This is a genomic window from Streptomyces mangrovisoli (assembly GCF_000974985.2).
GTDB lineage: Bacteria > Actinomycetota > Actinomycetes > Streptomycetales > Streptomycetaceae > Streptomyces > Streptomyces mangrovisoli.
This window is the reverse complement of sequence record NZ_LAVA02000119.1, coordinates 35732-54937: the sequence shown is the minus strand read 5'-3', so window position 1 is coordinate 54937 and position 19206 is coordinate 35732. Positions and strand designations below refer to the sequence as shown.

Below are 19206 nucleotides of genomic sequence, written 5' to 3'. Positions count from 1 at the left end.
CAGCACGCACATCGACTCACAGGCCGTCCACGGGAGCACGACGCCTTCCCGAGGACGGCCTCACGTTGTACGGGGCCGTGGCGGCTTCGCGGGGCCGTCGCGGCGGCCCCGCGAGGCCGCCGCGGGCCTACGACCCGAGGATCGACGCGAGGAACTCCCCCACCCAGCCGAGGAGTTCACGTCCGACGAGCGGCTTGCCGCCGACCTTGGCGGTCTTCGGGCGGGGCACCAGCAGCTGGTGGGCGGCGGGCTTGATGACCGTGCCCGGGTACAGGCGCTTGACCCGCAGCTCCTGCGACTCCCGCAACTCCACCGGCGCGAAGCGGATGTTGGTGCCCTGGAGGACGATCTCGCCGACCCCGCAGGCCCGCGCCAGCATCCTCAGGCCCGCGACCAGCAGCAGGTTCTCCACCGGCTCGGGCAACTTGCCGTAGCGGTCGACGAGTTCCTCGCGTACGGCCGTGATGTCGGCCTCGGTGTTGGCGGAGGCGATGGACCGGTACGCCTGCAGCCGCAGCCGTTCGCCGGGCGCGTAGTCGTGCGGGACGTGCGCGTCGACGGGCAGTTCGATCTTGACCTCGAGCGGCGGCTCCTCCTCGATCTCGCCGGTCTCCAGCTGCCGCCGGTAGTCGGCCACCGCCTCGCCGACCATGCGGACGTACAGGTCGAAGCCGACGCCCGCGATGTGGCCGGACTGCTCGCCGCCGAGCAGGTTGCCCGCGCCGCGGATCTCCAGGTCCTTCATCGCCACGTACATGCCCGCGCCCATCTCGGTGTGCTGGGCGATGGTGGCGAGCCGTTCGTGCGCGGTCTCGGTGAGCGGCTTCTCCGGCGGGTACAGGAAGTAGGCGTACCCGCGCTCGCGGCCACGGCCGACGCGGCCGCGCAGCTGGTGCAGCTGGGAGAGGCCGAAGGTGTCGCCGCGCTCGACGATGAGGGTGTTGGCGTTGGAGATGTCGATGCCGGACTCCACGATCGTGGTGGAGACCAGCACGTCGGACTTCTTCTCCCAGAAGTCGACGACGACCTGTTCCAGCGCGGACTCCGACATCTGGCCGTGCGCGGTGGCGATGCGCGCCTCGGGCACGATCTCGCGCAGCCGGGCGGCCGCCCGGTCGATGGACTCGACGCGGTTGTGGATGTAGAAGACCTGGCCCTCGCGCAGCAGTTCGCGGCGGATGGCGGCGCCGATCTGCTTCTCCTCGTACGGCCCGACGAAGGTGAGGACCGGGTGCCGCTCCTCGGGCGGGGTGGTGATGGTGGACATCTCGCGGATGCCGGTGACCGCCATCTCCAGGGTGCGCGGGATGGGCGTGGCGGACATCGTCAGGACGTCGACGTTGGCGCGCAGCTTCTTCAGCTGCTCCTTGTGCTCGACGCCGAAGCGCTGCTCCTCGTCGACGATGACCAGGCCGAGGTCCTTGAACTTGGTCTCGGAGGAGAACAGCCGGTGGGTGCCGATGACGACGTCGACGGAGCCCTCGCGCAGGCCCTCCAGGACGGCCTTCGCCTCGGTGTCGGTCTGGAAGCGGGAGAGCGCCTTCACGCTCACCGGGAACTGCGCGTACCGCTCGCTGAACGTCCCGAAGTGCTGCTGCACCAGCAGCGTCGTCGGCACCAGGACGGCGACCTGCTTGCCGTCCTGGACGGCCTTGAACGCGGCGCGCACCGCGATCTCCGTCTTGCCGTAGCCGACGTCGCCGCAGATCAGGCGGTCCATGGGGACCGACTTCTCCATGTCCTCCTTGACCTCGGCGATGGTGGTCAGCTGGTCGGGGGTCTCCGCGTAGGGGAAGGCGTCCTCCAGCTCGCGCTGCCAGGGGGTGTCGGCGCCGAAGGTGTGGCCGGGCGCGGCCATGCGCGCGCTGTAGAGCTTGATGAGGTCGGCCGCGATCTCCTTGACGGCCTTCTTGGCGCGCGCCTTGGTCTTCGTCCAGTCGGCGCCGCCGAGGCGGTGCAGGGTGGGGGCCTCGCCGCCGACGTACTTGGTGATCTGCTCCAGCTGGTCGGTGGGGATGTAGAGCCGGTCGCCGGGCTGGCCGCGCTTGGCGGGGGCGTACTCGACGACCAGGTACTCGCGGGTGGCGCCCTGGACGGTGCGCTGCACCATCTCGATGTAGCGGCCGACGCCGTGCTGTTCGTGGACGATGTAGTCGCCCGGCTCCAGGGTGAGCGGGTCGATGGTCTTGCGGCGGCGGGCGGGCATCCGGGCACCGTCGCGGCCGGCCGCCTTCTGCCCGGACAGGTCGGTCTCGGTGAGCACGGCGAGTCTCAGCGCCGGGTCGACGAAGCCGTAGTCGATCGAGCCGCACGCCACGTGCACCACGGAGGGCGCCAGGTCGGCGAGGTCGATGTCGAGGCGGGCGGCGATGCCCTCGGTGCCGAGCACCTCGGCGGTGCGGGAGGCGGTGCCGTGGCCCTCGGTGACGTAGACCGTGCGCCAGCCGTCGGCGAGCCAGCCCTTGGTGTCGGCGAGCGCCTTGGCGGTGTCGCCGCGGTAGGTCTCGGTGGCGTGCATGCCGAGCTTGAGGGTGTCGCCCGCCGCGTCGGCGGCCAGTGTCTGCGCGAGTTCCTCGTCGGCGGCGAACGGCGAGACGGACCACCACATCATGTCCAGCTCGCGCGCCCGGCCCCGTACGTCCGCGATGGACCACAGGGAGGCCGCGCCGACGTCGATCGGGGCGTCGCCGCCGCCCGCGGTGGCCGCCCAGGACGCCTGGAGGAACTCCTGCGAGGTCGCCACCAGGTCCGCCGCGCGCGTGCGCACCCGCTCCGGGTCGCACACGATCGCCATGGCGCCCTTGGGCAGCACGTCGAGGAGCAGTTCCATGTCGTCGACGAGGACGGGCGCGAGCGACTCCATGCCCTCGACGGCGATGCCCTCGGCGATCTTCCCGAGCAGCTCGCCGAGTTCGGGGTGCTCCTCGGCGAGGGCCCGCGCGCGGGCGCGGACGTCGTCGGTGAGCAGCAGTTCGCGGCAGGGCGGCGCCCACAGTCCGTGCTCGGCGACCTCAAGGGAGCGCTGGTCGGCGACCTTGAAGTAGCGGATCTCCTCGACGTCGTCGCCCCAGAACTCCACCCGCAGCGGGTGTTCCTCGGTCGGCGGGAAGACGTCGAGGATGCCGCCGCGGACGGCGAACTCGCCGCGCTTCTCGACCAGTTCGACGCGGGCGTACGCCGCCGCGGCGAGCGCTTCCACGACGGCGCCGAGGTCGGCGTTCGTGCCGGTGCGCAGCGCCACCGGCTCCAGGTCGCCGAGCCCCTTGACCTGCGGCTGGAGCACGGAGCGCACGGGCGCGACGACGACGGAGACCGGCCCGGTCTCGGGGTCGTCGGGGCGCGGGTGGGCAAGGCGGCGCAGCACGGCGAGACGGCGTCCGACGGTGTCGCTGCGGGGGCTGAGGCGCTCGTGCGGGAGGGTCTCCCAGGAGGGGTAGTCCACGACCGTCTCGGGCGGCAGCAGCGTGCGCAGGGCCGCCGCGAGGTCCTCGGCCTCCCGGCCCGTCGCGGTCACCGCCAGCACGGGGCGTCCGGCCTCGCGGGCCAGCGCGGCGACCGCGAAGGGGCGGGCCGCGGGCGGCCCGACCAGGTCGACGTGCATACGGTTGCCGTCAGCGGCCGCCTTGATCGCTTCCGCGAGGGCGGTGTCCTTGACGACGGCGTCGAGCAGACCGTGCAGGCTCATGGAGGAGGCTTTCCGTCCAGGGGGTGGGCAACGCGAATCACCCGACGCGACGGGCGGGCCGGGGGTTTCCCAGCCTACGTCGCCGTGCGGGGGCGCGCCGGAGCCTGTGGACAACGCCGCCCGCGCCGCGCACACGAGGGGCTCACACGCGAAAAAGAACCCGGTGCCGAGGAGCCCCCAAGCTCCCCGGCACCGGGTCCGTCCCCCGCAACCCCCGTGTGCGGTGGTCACCGGCCGCCGCGCGACCGCTCCGTGACGCTCACGCGGCTCCATCGTGGCGATCGCGCCGCGGCCGCACCGTGGCGATCACGTCGCGGCTCCTCCGTGGCGATCGCGCCGCGGCCGCACCGTGGCGATCACGCCGCGGCTACTCCGTGGCGATCGCGTTCAGTACGTTCATCCGGCCCGCCCGGAACGCCGGCACGAGTGCCGCGAACAGTCCGACGAACGCCGAGCCGATGAACACCGAGACGATCGTCGACCAGGGGATCTCCAGGACCTTCAGGCCCTCCAGGGCGAGCAGCTGCTGCGCGGTGGCGCCCCAGGCCATGCCGAGGCCGAGGCCGAGCAGCGCGCCGAACAGGGCGATCACCACCGACTCCAGGCGGATCATGCGGCGCAGCTGGCGGCGGGAGAGGCCGATCGCCCGCATCAGGCCGATCTCACGGGTCCGCTCGACCACCGAGAGGGCCAGGGTGTTCACCACGCCCAGGATCGCGACGATGATCGCGAGCGCCAGCAGGCCGTAGATCATGTTGAGCAGCTGGCCGATCTGGTCCTTCAGCGCCTGCTTGTAGTCGGTCTGGTCGCGCACGGTGTACTGCGGGTAGTCGTGCAGCGCCGACTTCAGCGCCTTGTACGCGGTGTCCTGCTGCCCGTCCTTGGCGCTGGCGAAGACCAGCTCGTCGAGCGGCATCTTGTCGGCCGGCACGTACCTGGCCAGCGTCGCGATGGACGTGTACTTGGCGCCCTGGTCGATCAGGCCGTCGCTGCTGGTGATCGCCCGCACGGTCAGCTCGGCCGTGCCGCCGTCCTTGAACGCGACCTTGATCTTCGACCCGAGGTGGATGTCGTGGGCCTTGGCGAACTTGTCGTGAACCGACATCGAGTTCGGCAGGTAGGCGTCCTTCAGCCGGCCGGCGACGGTCTTCGTGCGCAGGTCGATCGCGTACGTCGGGTCGGCCGCCGTGATGTCGGTGTCCTTGAGCGTCTTGCCGTCGGGGGTCGTGTAGTCGGCCGTGGTCGACTTGTACTCGGTGACCCGCTTCAGGCCCGGGGTGTCCTTGACGGCCTTGACCGCCTGCGGGACCAGGGGCTGGCCGCCGTCGTTCTGGATGATGAAGTCCGTGCCGACGGTCTTGTCGAGCTGGTCGGTCGCGGAGGCGACCATGGAGGAGCCGACCACGGACAGGCAGGCGACCAGCGCCAGGCCGATCATCAGGGCGGCACCCGTGGCGCCGGTGCGGCGCGGGTTGCGCAGCGCGTTGCGCTCCGCCATGCGGCCGACCGGGCCGAAGACCCGCAGGACGACGGTGCCGAGGACGCGGACCACGCCGCCGGCGAGCAGCGGTCCGACGACCACGAAGCCGAGCAGGGACAGCACCACGCCGAGACCCAGCCAGAGCGAGCCGCCCGTCGCCTTGGCCGCGGCGGAGGCGAGGTAGAGCGCGAAGCCGCCGCCCGCCGTCAGCAGCAGGCCCACCGCCGCCCGGATGCGGCCGGCCCTGGCGTCCGCCGGGGCGCCCGCGTCGCGCAGGGCGGCCATCGGGGAGATCTTCCCCGCGCGGCGGGCCGGCAGGTAGGCCGCCAGGATCGTGACGACGACGCCCAGGACCAGGCCGACCACCGGGGTGGTCCAGGCGACCGTCAGATCGTCCGTCGACAGGTGCATGCCCATCTGGCCCATGAGCTTCATCAGGCCGACCGCGATGCCGACGCCCGCGCCGACCCCGAGGATCGATCCGGTGACGCCGAGCAGCAGCGCCTCGGTGAGCACCGAGCGGTTGACCTGCTTGCGCGAGGAGCCGATGGCCCGCATCAGGCCGATCTCGCGGGTGCGCTGGGCGACCAGCATCGAGAAGGTGTTGATGATCAGGAAGATGCCGACGAGGAAGGCGACCCCGGCGAAGCCGAGCATCGCGTACTTCATGACGTTCAGGAAGCCCTCGACGTCCTTCTGGTTGGCGTCGGCGGTCTCCTTGGCGGTCTGCACCTTGTAGGTGCCGCCGATGGCCGCGCTCACGTTCCGCTTCAACTGCGGGTCGGTGACGCCCTTGGCGGCGGTGACGTTGACGTTCGTGTACACGCCGGTCCGGCCGACCAGGGTCTCCTGGGCGGTCCGGGTGTCCAGGTAGAAGATCGCAGCGCCGGGGTTGGTGACGGTGAAGGTGGCGATGCCGGAGATCCGCGCGGTGTGCGTGCCGACCGCGCTGATCACGTCGATCTCGTCGCCGAGCTTCAGGTGGTGCTTGTCGGCGGTGTCGGCGTCGACCATCACCTGGGAGGAGCCGTGCGGCGCCGTACCAGAGGTGATCTTCATGGTGCGGGCGTCGTTGCCGTTCCAGCTGCCGACGATGGTCGGCGCGCCGGACTTCGGCGAGAGGTTGTCCTTCTGCGAGTCGACGACGGTCACCGAGGTGGAGAACACCGTCCCCTCCGCCCGGGCGACACCGTCGGCGCCGCGCACGGTGGCGACCACCGAGGCCGGCATGACCGGCGGGCGGCCGTTGTCGGACGTGGTCTCACCGGTGTCGGAGGCGCTCTTCGCGCTCACCGTCACGTCCGAGGAGGTGGCCGCGAACAGCTTGTCGAAGGTGGTGTTCATGGTGTCGGTGAACACCAGCGTGCCGCACACGAACGCCACCGACAGCAGCACCGCGATCGCGGACAGGGCCATGCGTCCCTTGTGCGCGAGGAAGTTGCGCAGCGAGGTCTTCAGGACGGTCATGACGTACGCCCCCGGGCGTCGAAGTCCTTCATGCGGTCGAGGACCTGCTCGGCGGTCGGCTGCTGCATCTCGTCGACGATCCGGCCGTCGGCGAGGTAGAGCACTCGGTCCGCGTACGACGCGGCGACCGGGTCGTGGGTGACCATCACGATGGTCTGGCCGAGCTCGTCGACCGAGCGCCGCAGGAAGCCCAGCACCTCGGCGCCGGCCCGCGAGTCGAGGTTGCCGGTCGGCTCGTCACCGAAGATGATCTCCGGCCGGGCCGCCAGCGCGCGGGCCACGGCGACGCGCTGCTGCTGACCGCCGGACAGCTGCGTCGGGCGGTGCCTGAGCCGGTCGGCGAGGCCCACGGTCGTGACCACGCGGTCCATCCACTCGCGGTCGGGCTTGCGCCCGGCGATGTCCATGGGCAGCGTGATGTTCTCGATCGCGTTCAGCGTCGGCAGCAGGTTGAACGCCTGGAAGATGAAGCCGATCCGGTCCCGGCGCAGCTGCGTGAGCTTCTTGTCCTTGAGGCCGGTGATCTCGGTCTCGTCCAGGTAGATCTGCCCGGAGGACACCGTGTCGAGGCCGGCGAGGCAGTGCATCAGGGTGGACTTGCCGGACCCCGAGGGGCCCATGATCGCGGTGAACTGGCCGCGGGCGATGTCCACGTCGACGTGGTCGAGGGCGACGACGCGGGTCTCGCCGGAGCCGTATGCCTTGACGACCTGCCGCGCCCGCGCGGCGACGGCCGTACGCCCTCCAGTGCCCCCGTGCCTGGGAATGGTCACAGCCGAAGTCACGGTGTATCTCCTATGTCGGTCATCGTGTGGGATGAAGTGGTCCGCCGGCGTGCGTTCCGGTGGGTGTGCGGTGGTGCCGTGCGAACCGCTTCGTCATCGAGTCTGTCGGTGCGAAGGGGTCCGGCGCGCTGGTGCGAAGCCCCGTCTTTCCCGGGGGAAAACCCCACCCCCGGCGGTTCGGTGAACCGCCCCCCAGCGGCATAAAGCCAGGTTAAGGAAGCGATCGCCGCGGCTCGTCCTCCGCCGGGACGAACCCTCCCCCGGCCCTGGTACGGAGCAACCCCTAGGGGCTGTCCACCGTCGGGTGGAGTCCTTCTCGGGGTCGTGTCCACCCGGCGACCGGACGAGCCTCCACCCTCCCGTCGCGTCACGGTCAAGTGGGAAGCTGTCCGCGGCAGATGGATGCAGGGGGCACGGGGAGGGGACGACGGTGGGCGGTACGAGTCCGGCGACACGAGACGAGGCCGGCACCAGGGCCCTGGGAACCGAGCGGCGCGGCGCGGTCGTCGCCGCCCTGATGCTGGCGATGGCGCTGTCCGCGCTGGACTCCACCGTGGTCTCCACGGCCGTCCCGCAGATCGTCGGCGACCTCGGCGGCTTCTCGACCTTCTCCTGGCTGTTCTCCGGCTATCTCCTCGCCGTCACCGTCACCCTGCCGGTCTACGGCAAGCTCTCCGACACCTTCGGCCGCAAGCCGGTGCTGGTCGCGGGCGCGATCGTGTTCCTGCTCGGGTCGCTGCTGTGCGCGGGCGCGTGGAGCATGACCGCGCTGATCGCCTTCCGCGTGGTGCAGGGGCTCGGCGGCGGCGCCCTCCAGGGCACCGTGCAGACCCTGGCCGCCGACCTGTACCCGCTGAAGGAACGCCCGAAGATCCAGTCGAAGCTGTCCACGGTGTGGGCGGTCTCCGCGATCGCCGGTCCGGGCATCGGCGGGGTCCTCGCCGCGTACGCCGACTGGCGCTGGATCTTCCTCGTCAACCTGCCCATCGGCACGGTCGCCCTCTGGCTGATCGTGCGCCACCTCCACGAGCCGCGCCGCCACGAGCCGCGCCGCCACGAGAACGGCACCCGGGCCCGGATCGACTGGGCGGGCGCGCTCGCCGTGTTCGCGGCCGGCGGCGTGCTGCTCACCGCGCTCGTGCAGGGCGGGGTGGCCTGGCCGTGGCTGTCCGCGCCGTCGCTCGCCCTGTTCGCGGCCGGGTTCGCGCTGGTGGGCGTGGTGGTGTTCGTGGAGCGGCGGGCGGCGGAGCCGATCATCCCCGGCTGGGTCTGGCGGCGACGCACCATCGCCGCGGTCAACCTCGCCCTCGGCGCGCTGGGCCTGCTGATGGTGGCGCCGACCGTCTTCCTGCCCACTTACGCCCAGTCCGTCCTCGGACTCGCGCCCGTGGCCGCCGGGTTCGTGCTCTCGGTGTGGACGCTGACCTGGCCGATCGCGGCGGCCCTGAGCCAGCACGTCTACCGCCGCATCGGCTTCCGCAACACCGCCCTGACCGGCATCGGCGCGGCCGCGCTGATCCTGTCCGCGTTCCCGCTGCTGCCGTATCCGGGGCAGGCCTGGCAGCCGATGCTGCTGATGCTGCTCCTGGGCGCGGCGCTCGGCCTGTTCCAGCTGCCGCTCATCGTCGGCGTCCAGTCGACCGTCGGCTGGTCGGAACGCGGCACCACCACCGCCTCCGTGCTGTTCTGCCGGCAGACCGGACAGACCCTCGGCGCGGCCGTCTTCGGCGCCGTCGCCAACAGCGTGCTGGCCGCGCGGCTGGGCGGGGCGAGCGACCTGGACTCCGTCACGCGCGCGCTCGACGCGGGCACCGTGCCCGAGGCGACCCGGCACGCCGTCGCGGACGCCGTGCACGCGGTGTACCTGGGGGCGTCCTGCGCGGCCGTGGTCGCCTTCCTGGTGCTGCTGTTCGTGGCACCCCGGCGGTTTCCGGTGCTGACGGACTGATCAGCGGCCCGTCGCCCGGAAATCCCCCACCGCGCCTCCTCCGGCTCCCCTAGGATCCCAGCGGTCTCACAGGGGGAACACATGAACGCACACGCCGCCCGCACCCGCGTCCTCACCGCCACGGCCGGTGCCGCGGCCGCCGTCCTGCTCGCGGGCTGCGCGCCCGCGATCGGCTCGGGGGACGACGCCGGCGGGAGCCTGCCCGGCATCAGCGTCGTGCACAGCACACCGCCCCCGCGCGTGCTCGGACCCGACGGACTCTCGAAGCTGAGGGTGGGGATGACCCTCGACCAGGCCGAGGCGACGGGCGAGTGGAAGCGCCGCGAGGAGTCGGTGGGCTCGTGCATGTCGGACACCGGCACGAACGGCATCACCGTCGGCTGGTCCGGCAAGCTCGGCATCACCTATCTCACCGCGGACAACGTGCACACCCCGGAGGGCATCGGCGCGGGCTCGACCTTCGCCCAGGTGCGCGCGGCCTACCCGAAGAGCGCGCTGGACGACGGCGATTCGCTCCAGGAGTCGCTGGAGCTGATCGGCACGGTGTGGACCCAGGTCCCGCACCGGCCCAAGCTGATGTACGTCTTCCTGTTCGCGCGGAACACCGTGCGGCGCGGCGACCTCGACCACGCGCGGGTCCAGCTCGTCGAGCTGAAGCAGAAGGCGGAGCAGCGCTGCTGACACCGCGTGACCGGGACCGGCGCCCCGGCACCCCCGAACTCGCCGCCGCGGGGCGGCCGTCGGCGCCCCTTCACCACGCCACCCCGGTACGGCACCTCCCCGACCGGCCCCCGAAAGGTCCGAGTTAATCGCGGTAACCGTCCGGATCGGTGCCGGAATGCCGCGGTAAGCGCGTACCGACCGGCCAGTTTGGGGAAATCCCGGCGCATTCCGGATACCTGCGAGTAGCCTGCGTGCTCGCACACCCCCCCCAAACTCCCTTGCGGTCCGCACCGGACCCGAGCCACGCAAGGAGCACCGGGATGCACCACGACGCGTCACCGCCATACGCGACGAACCCGTACCCGCCACCGCCGAACCCGCCGAACCCGCACTCGCCACCGCCGTACCCGCCACCGCCGTATCCGCCGCGACCCGAGGCGGTCCCCGAGACACTGACCTACCCCTGGCGCCCGCAGGCCCCGCCGCCGCGGCCGGAACGACGGCGGCAGCCCCGCCCGGCACCCCTCGGCAACCACAGCGACCTGCGGATCCTGCGCCGCGCCTACCGCCGCCAGCGCCGCACGGCCACCCTCGCCGCGCTCGGCTACTTCACGCTGTTCCTGGTCCTGTCCGCGTTCGCGCCGGACCTGATGACCGGCGAGGTCACCGACGGCCTGCCCACCGGCCTGCTGCTCGCCCTGCTCCAGGTCCCCGTCACCTGCCTGGCGATCGCCCGCTACGAACGCACCGCGCGCCGCCGCGTCGACCCGCTCGCGGACCGCATCCGCAGACAGTCCGAGGTCGACGCGAAACGGCGGGCCGCCCGATGACCGCCTTCAGCGGGTCGGCGCAGGCCATGTCCCTGATCGCGTTCTGCGCCGTGGCCACCGTCACGCTGCTGCTGTGCGTACTGACCGGGCCCGACCGCGACGACCTCGACGCGTACTACACCGGCTTCGGCTCCCTTTCCCCGCTGCGCAACGGCCTGGCCATCGCGGGCGACTACATCTCCGCCGCCACTGTCCTCGCCACCAGCGGCGTCGTCGCCCTGTGCGGCTACGACGGCATCGTCCTGGCGCTGAGCACCGCGCTGTCGCTGATGCTGCTGATGTTCCTGCTGGCCGAACCCCTGCGCAACGCGGGCCGGTTCACGATGGGGGACGTACTGGCCCGCCGTATGCCCGGCCGTTGCGTACGCGTCACCACGAGCGTCGTGACCATCGCGGCGCTGCTCCCGCTGATGCTGGTGCAACTCGCGGGCACCGGGCAGCTGATGGGCTTCATCCTCGGCTTCTCCGGCGACTCGCTGGAGACGGGCTGCATCGTCGGCCTCGGCACCCTCATGATCGGGTACGCGGCGATCGGCGGCATGAAGGGCACCGCCGTCATCCAGATCCTGAAGATCGTGATGCTGCTCGGGTCGGGCGCGGTCGTCGCGGCCCTGATCCTCCGGCGCTACGACTGGAACCCGGGCGCCCTCTTCGCCGCCGCGGCCGGCCGCAGCGGAGCGGGGTCCGCGTTCCTGCACTCGGGGCTCCAGTTCGGCGGCGGCCCCTGGTCCCGGCTGGACATGATCAGCTCGGAGCTGACGGTGGTCCTCGGCGGCGCCTGCCTGCCGCACGTCACCATGCGCATGTACACGGCCTCGCACGCCCGCCAGGTCCGCCGCTCGATGTCCTGGGCGGTGTCCTGCGTCGCCCTGTTCGTACTGGTCATCACCGTGATCGGGTTCGGCGCCACGGCGCTGATCGGACGGGCGGCGATCGCGCGGGCCGACCCGCAGGGCAACACCGCCTACCTTCTGGGCTCACGGGCCGCGTTCGGCACCGACGTGTCGGCCGGCGAGACCTTCCTCTTCACCACCGTCACCACCGCCATCTTCCTGACCCTGCTCGCCTCGGTCGCCGGCATGATCCTCGCCTGCGCCAACTCCCTCGCCCACGACGTCTTCACGGCCCGCGCCACGCCCATGACCCCGCGCCGCGAGATGACCGTCGCCCGGCTGTCCTCCCTGGCGGTGGGCGCACCCGCGATCCTGCTGGCCACCCTGGTGCAGCACCGCAGCCTCCAGCCGCTGATCACCCTGTCCTTCTGCCTGGGCGCCTCCGCCCTCGCCCCGGCACTCGTCTACGGCCTCTTCTGGCGCCGCTACACCCGGGCGGGCCTCATGTGCACGCTCATCGGCGGCACGCTCGCGGTGCTGGCGCTGATGCCGGGCACGAAACTGGTCTCCGGCTCCGCGGCCGCGGCCTTCCCGCACGCCGACTTCAACTGGTTCCCGTTCACCACGACCGGCATCGTCTCCATCCCGTTCGGCTTCGCCTGCGGCTGGCTCGGGACCCTGGCCTCCGGCCGCCGCAAGGCCCGCGAACAGCGCCGCCAGTACGAGGCGGTGGAGGGCCGGATCCTCGCGGGGGCCCTGCACAGGGGCGGATGACAGCCGGCCGGGTCACCCACCGGCCGGTCCGGGGCCGCGGGGTGATCCCGCCAGGGGGCACTCGACGGCAGCGCCGCCGGGGGTCACTCGACGACCGCGCCGCCGGTGAGAGCAGACAGGTCGTCGCGTACGTCGTCCATCTGCGCGCGTACGACGTCCCAGGTCTCGCCGTGCTCGCGCAGCACCCGCTCGGTCTCCCGGGCGATGCGGTCCTGGCGCAGCCGGGCGTCCGCGAGGATCTCCGCGGCACGCGCGCGAGCCTCCTCCTGACGACGGCGGCCCGACGTCTCCGCCTCGGCCAGGGCGCGCCCGGCGTCGGCGAGGGCGGCCTCGGCGCGCGCCGCGCGCTCGGTGTGGTGCGCCTCCAGGGCGGCGGCGCGCTCGGCGGCCTCACGCTCCGCCTCCGCCCACCGCCGCGCGTGCTCGTTCTGCTGCTCGTCGAGCATCGCACCGGTGCGCAGGCGCACTTCACGGAGCGCGGCCAAGGCCTCCCCGCGCCCTTCCTTCACCGCGCGCCGGGCGCTGACGCGCACCTCGTCGGCCTCGGCGCGCGCCGCGAGCAGGCGCTGCCGGGCGCGCTCCTCCGCCTCGGCGCGCACGCCGTCCGCGTGCGCCTGCGCGGCACTCCGCACGCTCTCCGCACGCTCACGCGCCCCCTCCACACAGCGCTGCGCCTGCTGCCGCGCGCCCTCCTCGAGCGCCTGCGCCTCCTCCTGACAGAGGCCGAAGAACCGCTGCGCGCGCTCACCGAGGGTGTCGTACGACTGCGGCGCGAGCCGCGCGACGGCCGCGCGCAGCCGGTCCGCCTCGGCCTCCATCTCCTTGGCCAGCACGGTCAGCCGCGCGGCCCGCTCCCAGGCGGCGTCGCGGTCCTCGCAGAGCGCCGCGGCGAACGCGTCCACCCGGCCGGGGTGGTAACCGCGCCCACGCACCACGCGGAAGCCGTACGGAGACACCGGTGCGCCACTCATCCTGGGACCCCTCTCCATCGAAAGACGCGAAAAGCACGAAATGATGATGCATAGGATGATCTCGCGCACATCTTGATGGATAGGACGTAAGTGTTCATGACGCGACACTCCGCAGGAAGGTCACGGCCCACGCGGCCGTTCAGGCGCGCGAGCGGGCATACGAAAGGGCCGCGCCCGGTCGGGTGACCGGACGCGGCCCTCGTCGCACATGTCGGCGGCGGTCGGGCACGGCCGCCGCGAGGAGCCGTCAGGGACGGCTCACAGCAGGCCGTCCCACATCTGCTCCAGCAGCACCGACCACCAGCTCTCCGGCGAACCGAGCGCCGCCGGGTCGAGGGCGGCGAGCTGCGCCTGGAAGTCCACCGTCCAGCGGCCGGCCTGCTCCTGGTTCAGGCCGTAGCGCAGCCGCCACATCCGGCCCAGCAGCGCCAGGCAGCGGGCGAACTCGGGCAGCCCGGTGTTGACGAACTGCGGCGGCACCGCGGCACCGCCCGGCCCCGCCTCCACCGGCACCGCGACGATGTTCGCCGTGCCGTACTGCACGCAGAGCGCCTTGCCGAAGTCGGTGCCCATGACGAGGTAGGAGCCCGCGTCCGCGGACGGCTGCACCCCGCGTTCCTGCGCCAGCTCCGCCAGCGTCGGCACCGGGCGGCCGGGCTGGGCCTGCGCCCAGAAGAACGGCCCCATGTCCACCGGCAGACCCGCCGCGACCAGGATGTGCGCGACGACCGGCGGCACGCCCTGCCGGGACACCGCCGCCTGCTCGAACCGGAACACGCCCGGCCCGAACGCCGCCGCCAGCTCCTGCGCGATGCCCTCCGGGGGGATCGGCGGGGCGGGGTGCACCGGCTGCAGCGGCGCGCGCACCGGCGCCTGCCGGGCCGGGCCGTCCGCGACCTGGTGCAACTCGCCCTGGTGGGCCAGCAGCTGCTGCATCCCCTGCTGCCGGCTCGCGTGGTCCGTGCCGTACGGCGCGATGCTCGCGATGCGCGCCTGGGGCCACTGCTCACGGATCATCCGCGCGCAGTACGCGCCCGGCAGCGCGCACGACTCCAGCTCAGTGTGCAGCTCCAGCACCTGGTCCGGCGGCACGTTCATGCCGCGCAGCTCGTGGAAGATCTGCCACTCCGGGTGCGGCGTGCCCGGCGCCGAGCGCCGGATCAGCTGCTGCTCCGAACCGTCCTGCGCGCGGTAGCGCAGCACGGCCTGATACCCCGGGCCGACGGTCGGCTGCCCCGGCTGCGGATAGCCGTACGCCGACGGCGCACCGGGCATCTGCTGCCCGGGCGGCGGCATCGCACCCGGAGGCACGGCCCCCATCGGCACCGGGCCGGGCGGCGCGGGCTGGGGAGCACCCGGATACACGGGCGCACCAGGCGCTCCGGGCATGTTCGGGGCCTGCGGGAACGCGCCGGGGGCGCCCACCGGGGGCCCGGCCAGCATGGTCTCCGCGTGGTGCACGGCGCCCGGCGCGCCGCCCGCGGGACCTTGCGCGCCCGGCATCCCGGGCGGCAGGGGCGCGCCCGGAGCCATGGGCGCCCCCGGCGCACCCGGCACTCCGGGGGCGCCCGGAGGCTGCGGCGCGCCGGGCGGTCCCACCGGGCCCGGGTTCGCGAGCATCGTGGCGGCGTAGTGGTCGTTGCCCGCGCCGCCGGGCGGGTTCGGCACACCGGGCGCACCCGGCATCCCGGGGGCGTGCGGAGGCTGCGGCGCGCCGGGGCCACCCTGCACAAGCGGCCCGTCGGGACCGAGCGACGACACCATCTGGGTCGGCACATAGCCCCCCGCGGGCGCACCCGGTACGGGAGGCGCCGGGGGCGCACTCCCCTGGGGCGCGCCGGGCACGCCGGGCACCGGCGGAGGCGGCGGGGGCGGCGCGCCCGCACCACCGCGCCGCGCGCGCGGAGGCGGCGGGGCCTTGCTCGTCGCGGCGTCGGCGATGTCCTCGGCGTGCGGCGACAGCCGGCGCTCGGCGGAAGGACCGCCCGGCGCGCCCGGCGTACCGGGGTCGCCCGGGGCGTGCGGGTAGCCGTAGGACGGCGCCTGCTGCGGGCCGGGCGCCGGCGGGTAGCCGTACGGCGGCGGGGGCGGGGGCGTGTGCCCCTGCGGCGCTGACGGCGCGGGAGGGGGCGTGCTGCTCTGGTACGCGCCGTGCGGCGGCGTACCAGGACCACCGGGCATGCCAGGACCACCCGGCGCACCCGGAACTCCGGGCGCCCCCGGCGCACCACCCTGCACGCCCGGCGCGCCAGGCACACCCTGCGCCCCAGGCGCGTTCGGGACGCCGTGCGCCCCGGGCGCACCCTGCACGCCCGGCGTGCGCGAGTCGTCGAGCGCCGGCGCGAACGCCGTCGGCGGCAGCTGGCTCCCGCCCGAGATCAGCGCCGTCTTGGCGTCCGACAACGCGTCGGAGGGACCGTCGCCCGCGTCGCTCAGCGGCGGCGCGAACACGGTCGCGGGCAGCGGCACCGAACGGTCGTCACCCGCGTCCCCGCTGGTGTCCGTACCCGTCCACGGAGTCGCCCCCTCCGGAACCCCCGCCGCGGCGGGCGGCCACGCCGTGCCGCTCCCGGGCGACCCCGGCGACGGCACACCGGCCGGCACCGCGTCCGCGATCTCCTCGGCCCCGAACGGCACCCCCGCCCGCGTCTCCGCGAGCCCGCCGGCCGCAAGCCCGCCGGCTGCCGGCTCACCGGCCCCCGACCCGCCCTGCACCACGGCCCCGTCGGAAACACCGGCCCCGGAAGCACCCCCCGCGGAAGCCGCGGAAGACCCCGAAGCCCCAGCAGCCCCGGAACCCCCGGCGGAAGCCCCGGCGGACACACCCGCCGAACCCCCCGACGTACGCTCCCCGCCCCGCCGATCCGGAATACCCAGCTTGTCCGCCGCCTCCTGCAACCACTCCGGCGGCGACAACAGGAAGGACGTCTGATTCAGATCCACCCGCACCGGCGCCGGCGCGGCCACCGCGTCGTCGACATCGTCGGGACGGCCGTACTCCTCCTCGTACCGGCGGATCACCTCACCCACCGGCAGCGCGGGCCACAGCGTCGCCTCACCGCTGTCCCGCGCGATCACCAGCCGCTGACCGCCCCCGTCCGACCGCGGCCCGTCCGCCCGGTCCTCGGCCCACACGACGAAACCCAGATCGAACTCCCGCACCCGCACCTCACGGTGCTGGTACGAGGGCACGTCACCGTTGATCCACTCCTCGGCGCGCTCCTGCGCCTGCGCGAACGTCACCATGCTCAGCTCACTCCCCCACCGCGGTGACCGGGACGGACCGGGCGAAGCCGCCGTCCACCATCAGATTCGCCACCGTCTCCAACTCCGGCGGAGAACCGGCCAGCCGGGACAGAAAGACGTCGAAGTCCTCGCCGCACGGCAACAACAGCCGCGCCACGCGCTCCGCCTGCGGCAACGCCGGATCCGCGTCCCGCACGTCGTCATAGGCACAGAACCACACCGAACCGGCGCCCTCGCCCCGCACCTTCACCGCGAGCAGACCGCCCTGCACGAAACCGATGCCCAGATAGTCCTTGGTCAGATGGTCGCGCAGACACTTGTTGACATAGACGAGGTCGTTGACCGCCGCCTCCTCACGCACCGTGAAGAACGGCTGGTCCAGCAACAGCCCCAACTCCGCGTACAACGCCGTCCCGACGGGCGCGCAACCACCGGCGGCCTTCAGGAAGGAACGGTAGGCACCCGGCAGCCGGTAGCCGAGATCCTCCTCGACCCCCAGAATCTGCTGCTCGGTCACCGCCACCGCCGACTTCGGCAGCCCGAAGTGCGCCGGCCGCGTCTCCTGCAGCGGCCGGGTCCCCCGCTTGGCCTGATCGACGTTCGCGGACGCGATGCCACCGTGATGCCGCAGCAACGCCTTCACCTCGACCGGCACCAGCTCCAGACGCCGCGAACCGACCACGTGATGCCACGTCCAGCCGTGCGGCGTCGCCACACTCGCGATCGTGTCCCACAACTCGTGACCGGCCGCCGCGAGCGCCGCGTTCGCCGACACGTAGTCCGTCAGCCGCAGCTCGTCGACCCCGAAACCCTCCGGCGGCTCCGCGATCTCCGCCGCCGCACGCGCGTACGGCGAGAAATCGGGATACCCGCGCTCGTCGACCCGCACCCCCCTGGGATGCCTGGCCGCCCGGACCGGGTCCGGGAAGTGCACGACCTGCCCCGAGTACGCCGCGTTCGGCGGCGCGGCTTGCCCCCCGGCCTGGCCGCCGGGAGGCGTTCCCAGCCCGAGCCGACCTGACGTCATGACGGTTGCCCCCTGCGGCACTCTGTACGGACCGTGTGCGCCATCCGCGATGACCACCTCTGGCGTAGTTCGGGCCGTATCGACTGTCTCCAACGCGTTGACCGCATGGATCGCGGTGCCGACAGCCTATGCGGTACGGCGACACGGGTCACCGGCCCTCCACTTGCGTGACCAGCCGTCACCCCCTCGTGACGGGCCGTCGGGACGCTGGCGTGTCTCACGCCCCAGCTTCCGCACCGGCCACGGCATTTGGCAGTCTGTGTCCTCCGGGGGGATGCACAGGGAGGGAAAACGATCATGAGCGCGACAGAGACCGGAACCCGAACGGGAGGTCAGCAGCCGCTACGGGACGGCTTCTTCGGCGTCTCACGACCAGCCACACCCGGCGACCGGACAGCCCCCGGAGCCGGCGACCCGCGCGTCGGCTGGAGCGCCGACGACACACCGGACGCACCCGTCCTCCAACACCGCAGGGACGGCATCCTGCCCACCGTCGCCGCCGCCCTCTCCGTACGCGGCGCCACCCTCACCGGCACCGCCGCCCGCGGCGACCAGGCACCCTCCCTGCACCCCCTCGTCCAGGACTTCCTGGACACCCTCACCAGCGGCCAACGCGACCGGTTCACCGGCCGCTGCGCCGAGACCATCCTCATCTCACGCCACATAGCCGCAGCCGACGCCGCCCGCAGCAAACGCGCCGCCCGCAAACCCATGACCAGCGGCGAGGCCCGCAGACTCCTGCGCCAGGCCAAACTCACCACCCGCCGCATCCGCGAGGACGGCGACCCCCTGCACGGCAGCTTCGCCACCCCGTGCCGCGCCTGCACCGCGCTCAGCGACCACTTCGGCGTACGCATCGTCGACCCCGCCACGAGCGACGACTGACCCCCACACCCCCACCCGCACCCACTCGCACGCACCCGCACCCGCACCCGCACCCGCACCCGCACGCACGCACGCACGACGAACGAAGGGCAGATGCACACCGACCGCACCTCCACGACCCGCTTCCCCGTACCCGTCGACGCCACCCTGCGCGCCGCCGGCTGGCAACCCGGCCGATGGGACATAAAGCAGGCCGAATACTGGGCCGACACCCTGCGCGACCACACCACACCCGCCGGACACCGGCACACCGTCTTCCCCGCGGCCGTCGAGGCATGGGCCGAGTTCGGCGGACTCCACCTCGAACCCGGCGGAACCGGCCGCCAGATCGCCCCCACCACCCTCCACCTCGACCCCCTGCACGGCCTCCACCTCGCCCGCACCCTCGGCGACCTCGGCGACGCACTCGACACCGAGGTCTGCCCCCTCGGCGCCGAGACCGACACCCAGGCCCTCCTCGCCATCGACGCCGAAGGACGCGTCTACACCCTCGACCACACCGGCGACTGGTACCTCGGCCCCGACATCGACCAAGCCCTCGCCACCCTCGTCTCCGGCATCGAACCCGTCCGCCTCACCACAGGCTGACACCCCCCACGCCCCCACACACGC

General features: G+C 73.0%; 12 protein-coding genes. 6 read left to right on the top strand and 6 right to left on the bottom strand.

Features of this window, described 5'->3' with window-relative positions; genetic code table 11:
• Positions 1–127: 127 nt before the first annotated feature.
• The 3 genes from mfd to WN71_RS36470 form a co-directional block, all read right to left on the bottom strand.
• Complete coding sequence (gene mfd / locus WN71_RS36480) at positions 128–3685, bottom strand: transcription-repair coupling factor (RefSeq protein WP_046589877.1); 3558 nt, start codon at positions 3683–3685, stop codon at positions 128–130.
• 367 nt (positions 3686–4052) lie between these two features.
• The gene (locus WN71_RS36475; protein ID WP_046589875.1) at positions 4053–6632 is read right to left on the bottom strand and encodes an ABC transporter permease; all 2580 of its coding nucleotides are present in this window, start codon (positions 6630–6632) and stop codon (positions 4053–4055) included.
• Positions 6629–7417 carry an ABC transporter ATP-binding protein gene (locus WN71_RS36470; protein ID WP_046589873.1) on the bottom strand — a complete coding sequence of 263 codons (789 nt, stop codon included), beginning with the start codon at positions 7415–7417 and terminating at the stop codon, positions 6629–6631. The genes WN71_RS36475 and WN71_RS36470 overlap by 4 nt, the downstream gene beginning before the upstream one ends.
• A 430-nt stretch (positions 7418–7847) precedes the next feature.
• Here WN71_RS36470 and WN71_RS36465 point away from each other — a divergent pair, with 430 nt between their 5' ends.
• From WN71_RS36465 to WN71_RS36450, 4 genes are all read left to right on the top strand, one after another.
• Positions 7848–9365, top strand: coding sequence for an MFS transporter (locus WN71_RS36465; RefSeq protein WP_046589871.1), 1518 nt, complete (start codon positions 7848–7850; stop codon positions 9363–9365).
• 81 nt (positions 9366–9446) lie between these two features.
• Positions 9447–10046 carry a hypothetical protein gene (locus WN71_RS36460; protein WP_052743149.1) on the top strand — a complete coding sequence of 200 codons (600 nt, stop codon included), beginning with the start codon at positions 9447–9449 and terminating at the stop codon, positions 10044–10046.
• A gap of 302 nt (positions 10047–10348) precedes the next feature.
• Positions 10349–10858: a DUF485 domain-containing protein gene (locus tag WN71_RS36455; RefSeq protein WP_071369926.1), complete on the top strand. Its 510-nt coding sequence runs from the start codon at positions 10349–10351 to the stop codon at positions 10856–10858.
• Positions 10855–12465: a sodium/solute symporter gene (locus WN71_RS36450; RefSeq protein ID WP_046591742.1), complete on the top strand. Its 1611-nt coding sequence runs from the start codon at positions 10855–10857 to the stop codon at positions 12463–12465. Before WN71_RS36455 ends, WN71_RS36450 begins: the two co-directional genes overlap by 4 nt.
• 83 nt (positions 12466–12548) lie before the next feature.
• Here WN71_RS36450 and WN71_RS36445 read toward each other — a convergent pair whose 3' ends face one another.
• The 3 genes from WN71_RS36445 to WN71_RS36435 all read right to left on the bottom strand — a co-directional run bounded on the left by WN71_RS36445 (position 12549) and on the right by WN71_RS36435 (position 17709).
• The gene (locus WN71_RS36445) at positions 12549–13436 is read right to left on the bottom strand and encodes a coiled-coil domain-containing protein (protein WP_046591743.1); all 888 of its coding nucleotides are present in this window, start codon (positions 13434–13436) and stop codon (positions 12549–12551) included.
• A 258-nt stretch (positions 13437–13694) separates the two neighbouring features.
• On the bottom strand, positions 13695–16682 hold the full coding sequence (locus WN71_RS36440; protein WP_046591744.1) for an SUKH-4 family immunity protein: 2988 nt from the start codon (positions 16680–16682) through the stop codon (positions 13695–13697).
• A gap of 7 nt (positions 16683–16689) precedes the next feature.
• A complete protein-coding gene (locus WN71_RS36435) occupies positions 16690–17709 on the bottom strand; it encodes an SMI1/KNR4 family protein (protein ID WP_079178391.1) in 1020 nt (339 codons plus the stop codon).
• A gap of 297 nt (positions 17710–18006) precedes the next feature.
• Here WN71_RS36435 and WN71_RS36430 point away from each other — a divergent pair, with 297 nt between their 5' ends.
• Both WN71_RS36430 and WN71_RS36425 read left to right on the top strand, forming a co-directional pair.
• Positions 18007–18594, top strand: coding sequence for a YwqJ-related putative deaminase (locus tag WN71_RS36430; protein WP_046591746.1), 588 nt, complete (start codon positions 18007–18009; stop codon positions 18592–18594).
• Between the two features lie 93 nt (positions 18595–18687).
• Positions 18688–19182: an SUKH-3 domain-containing protein gene (locus WN71_RS36425; protein ID WP_046591747.1), complete on the top strand. Its 495-nt coding sequence runs from the start codon at positions 18688–18690 to the stop codon at positions 19180–19182.
• The last annotated feature ends 24 nt before the right edge of the window (positions 19183–19206 follow it).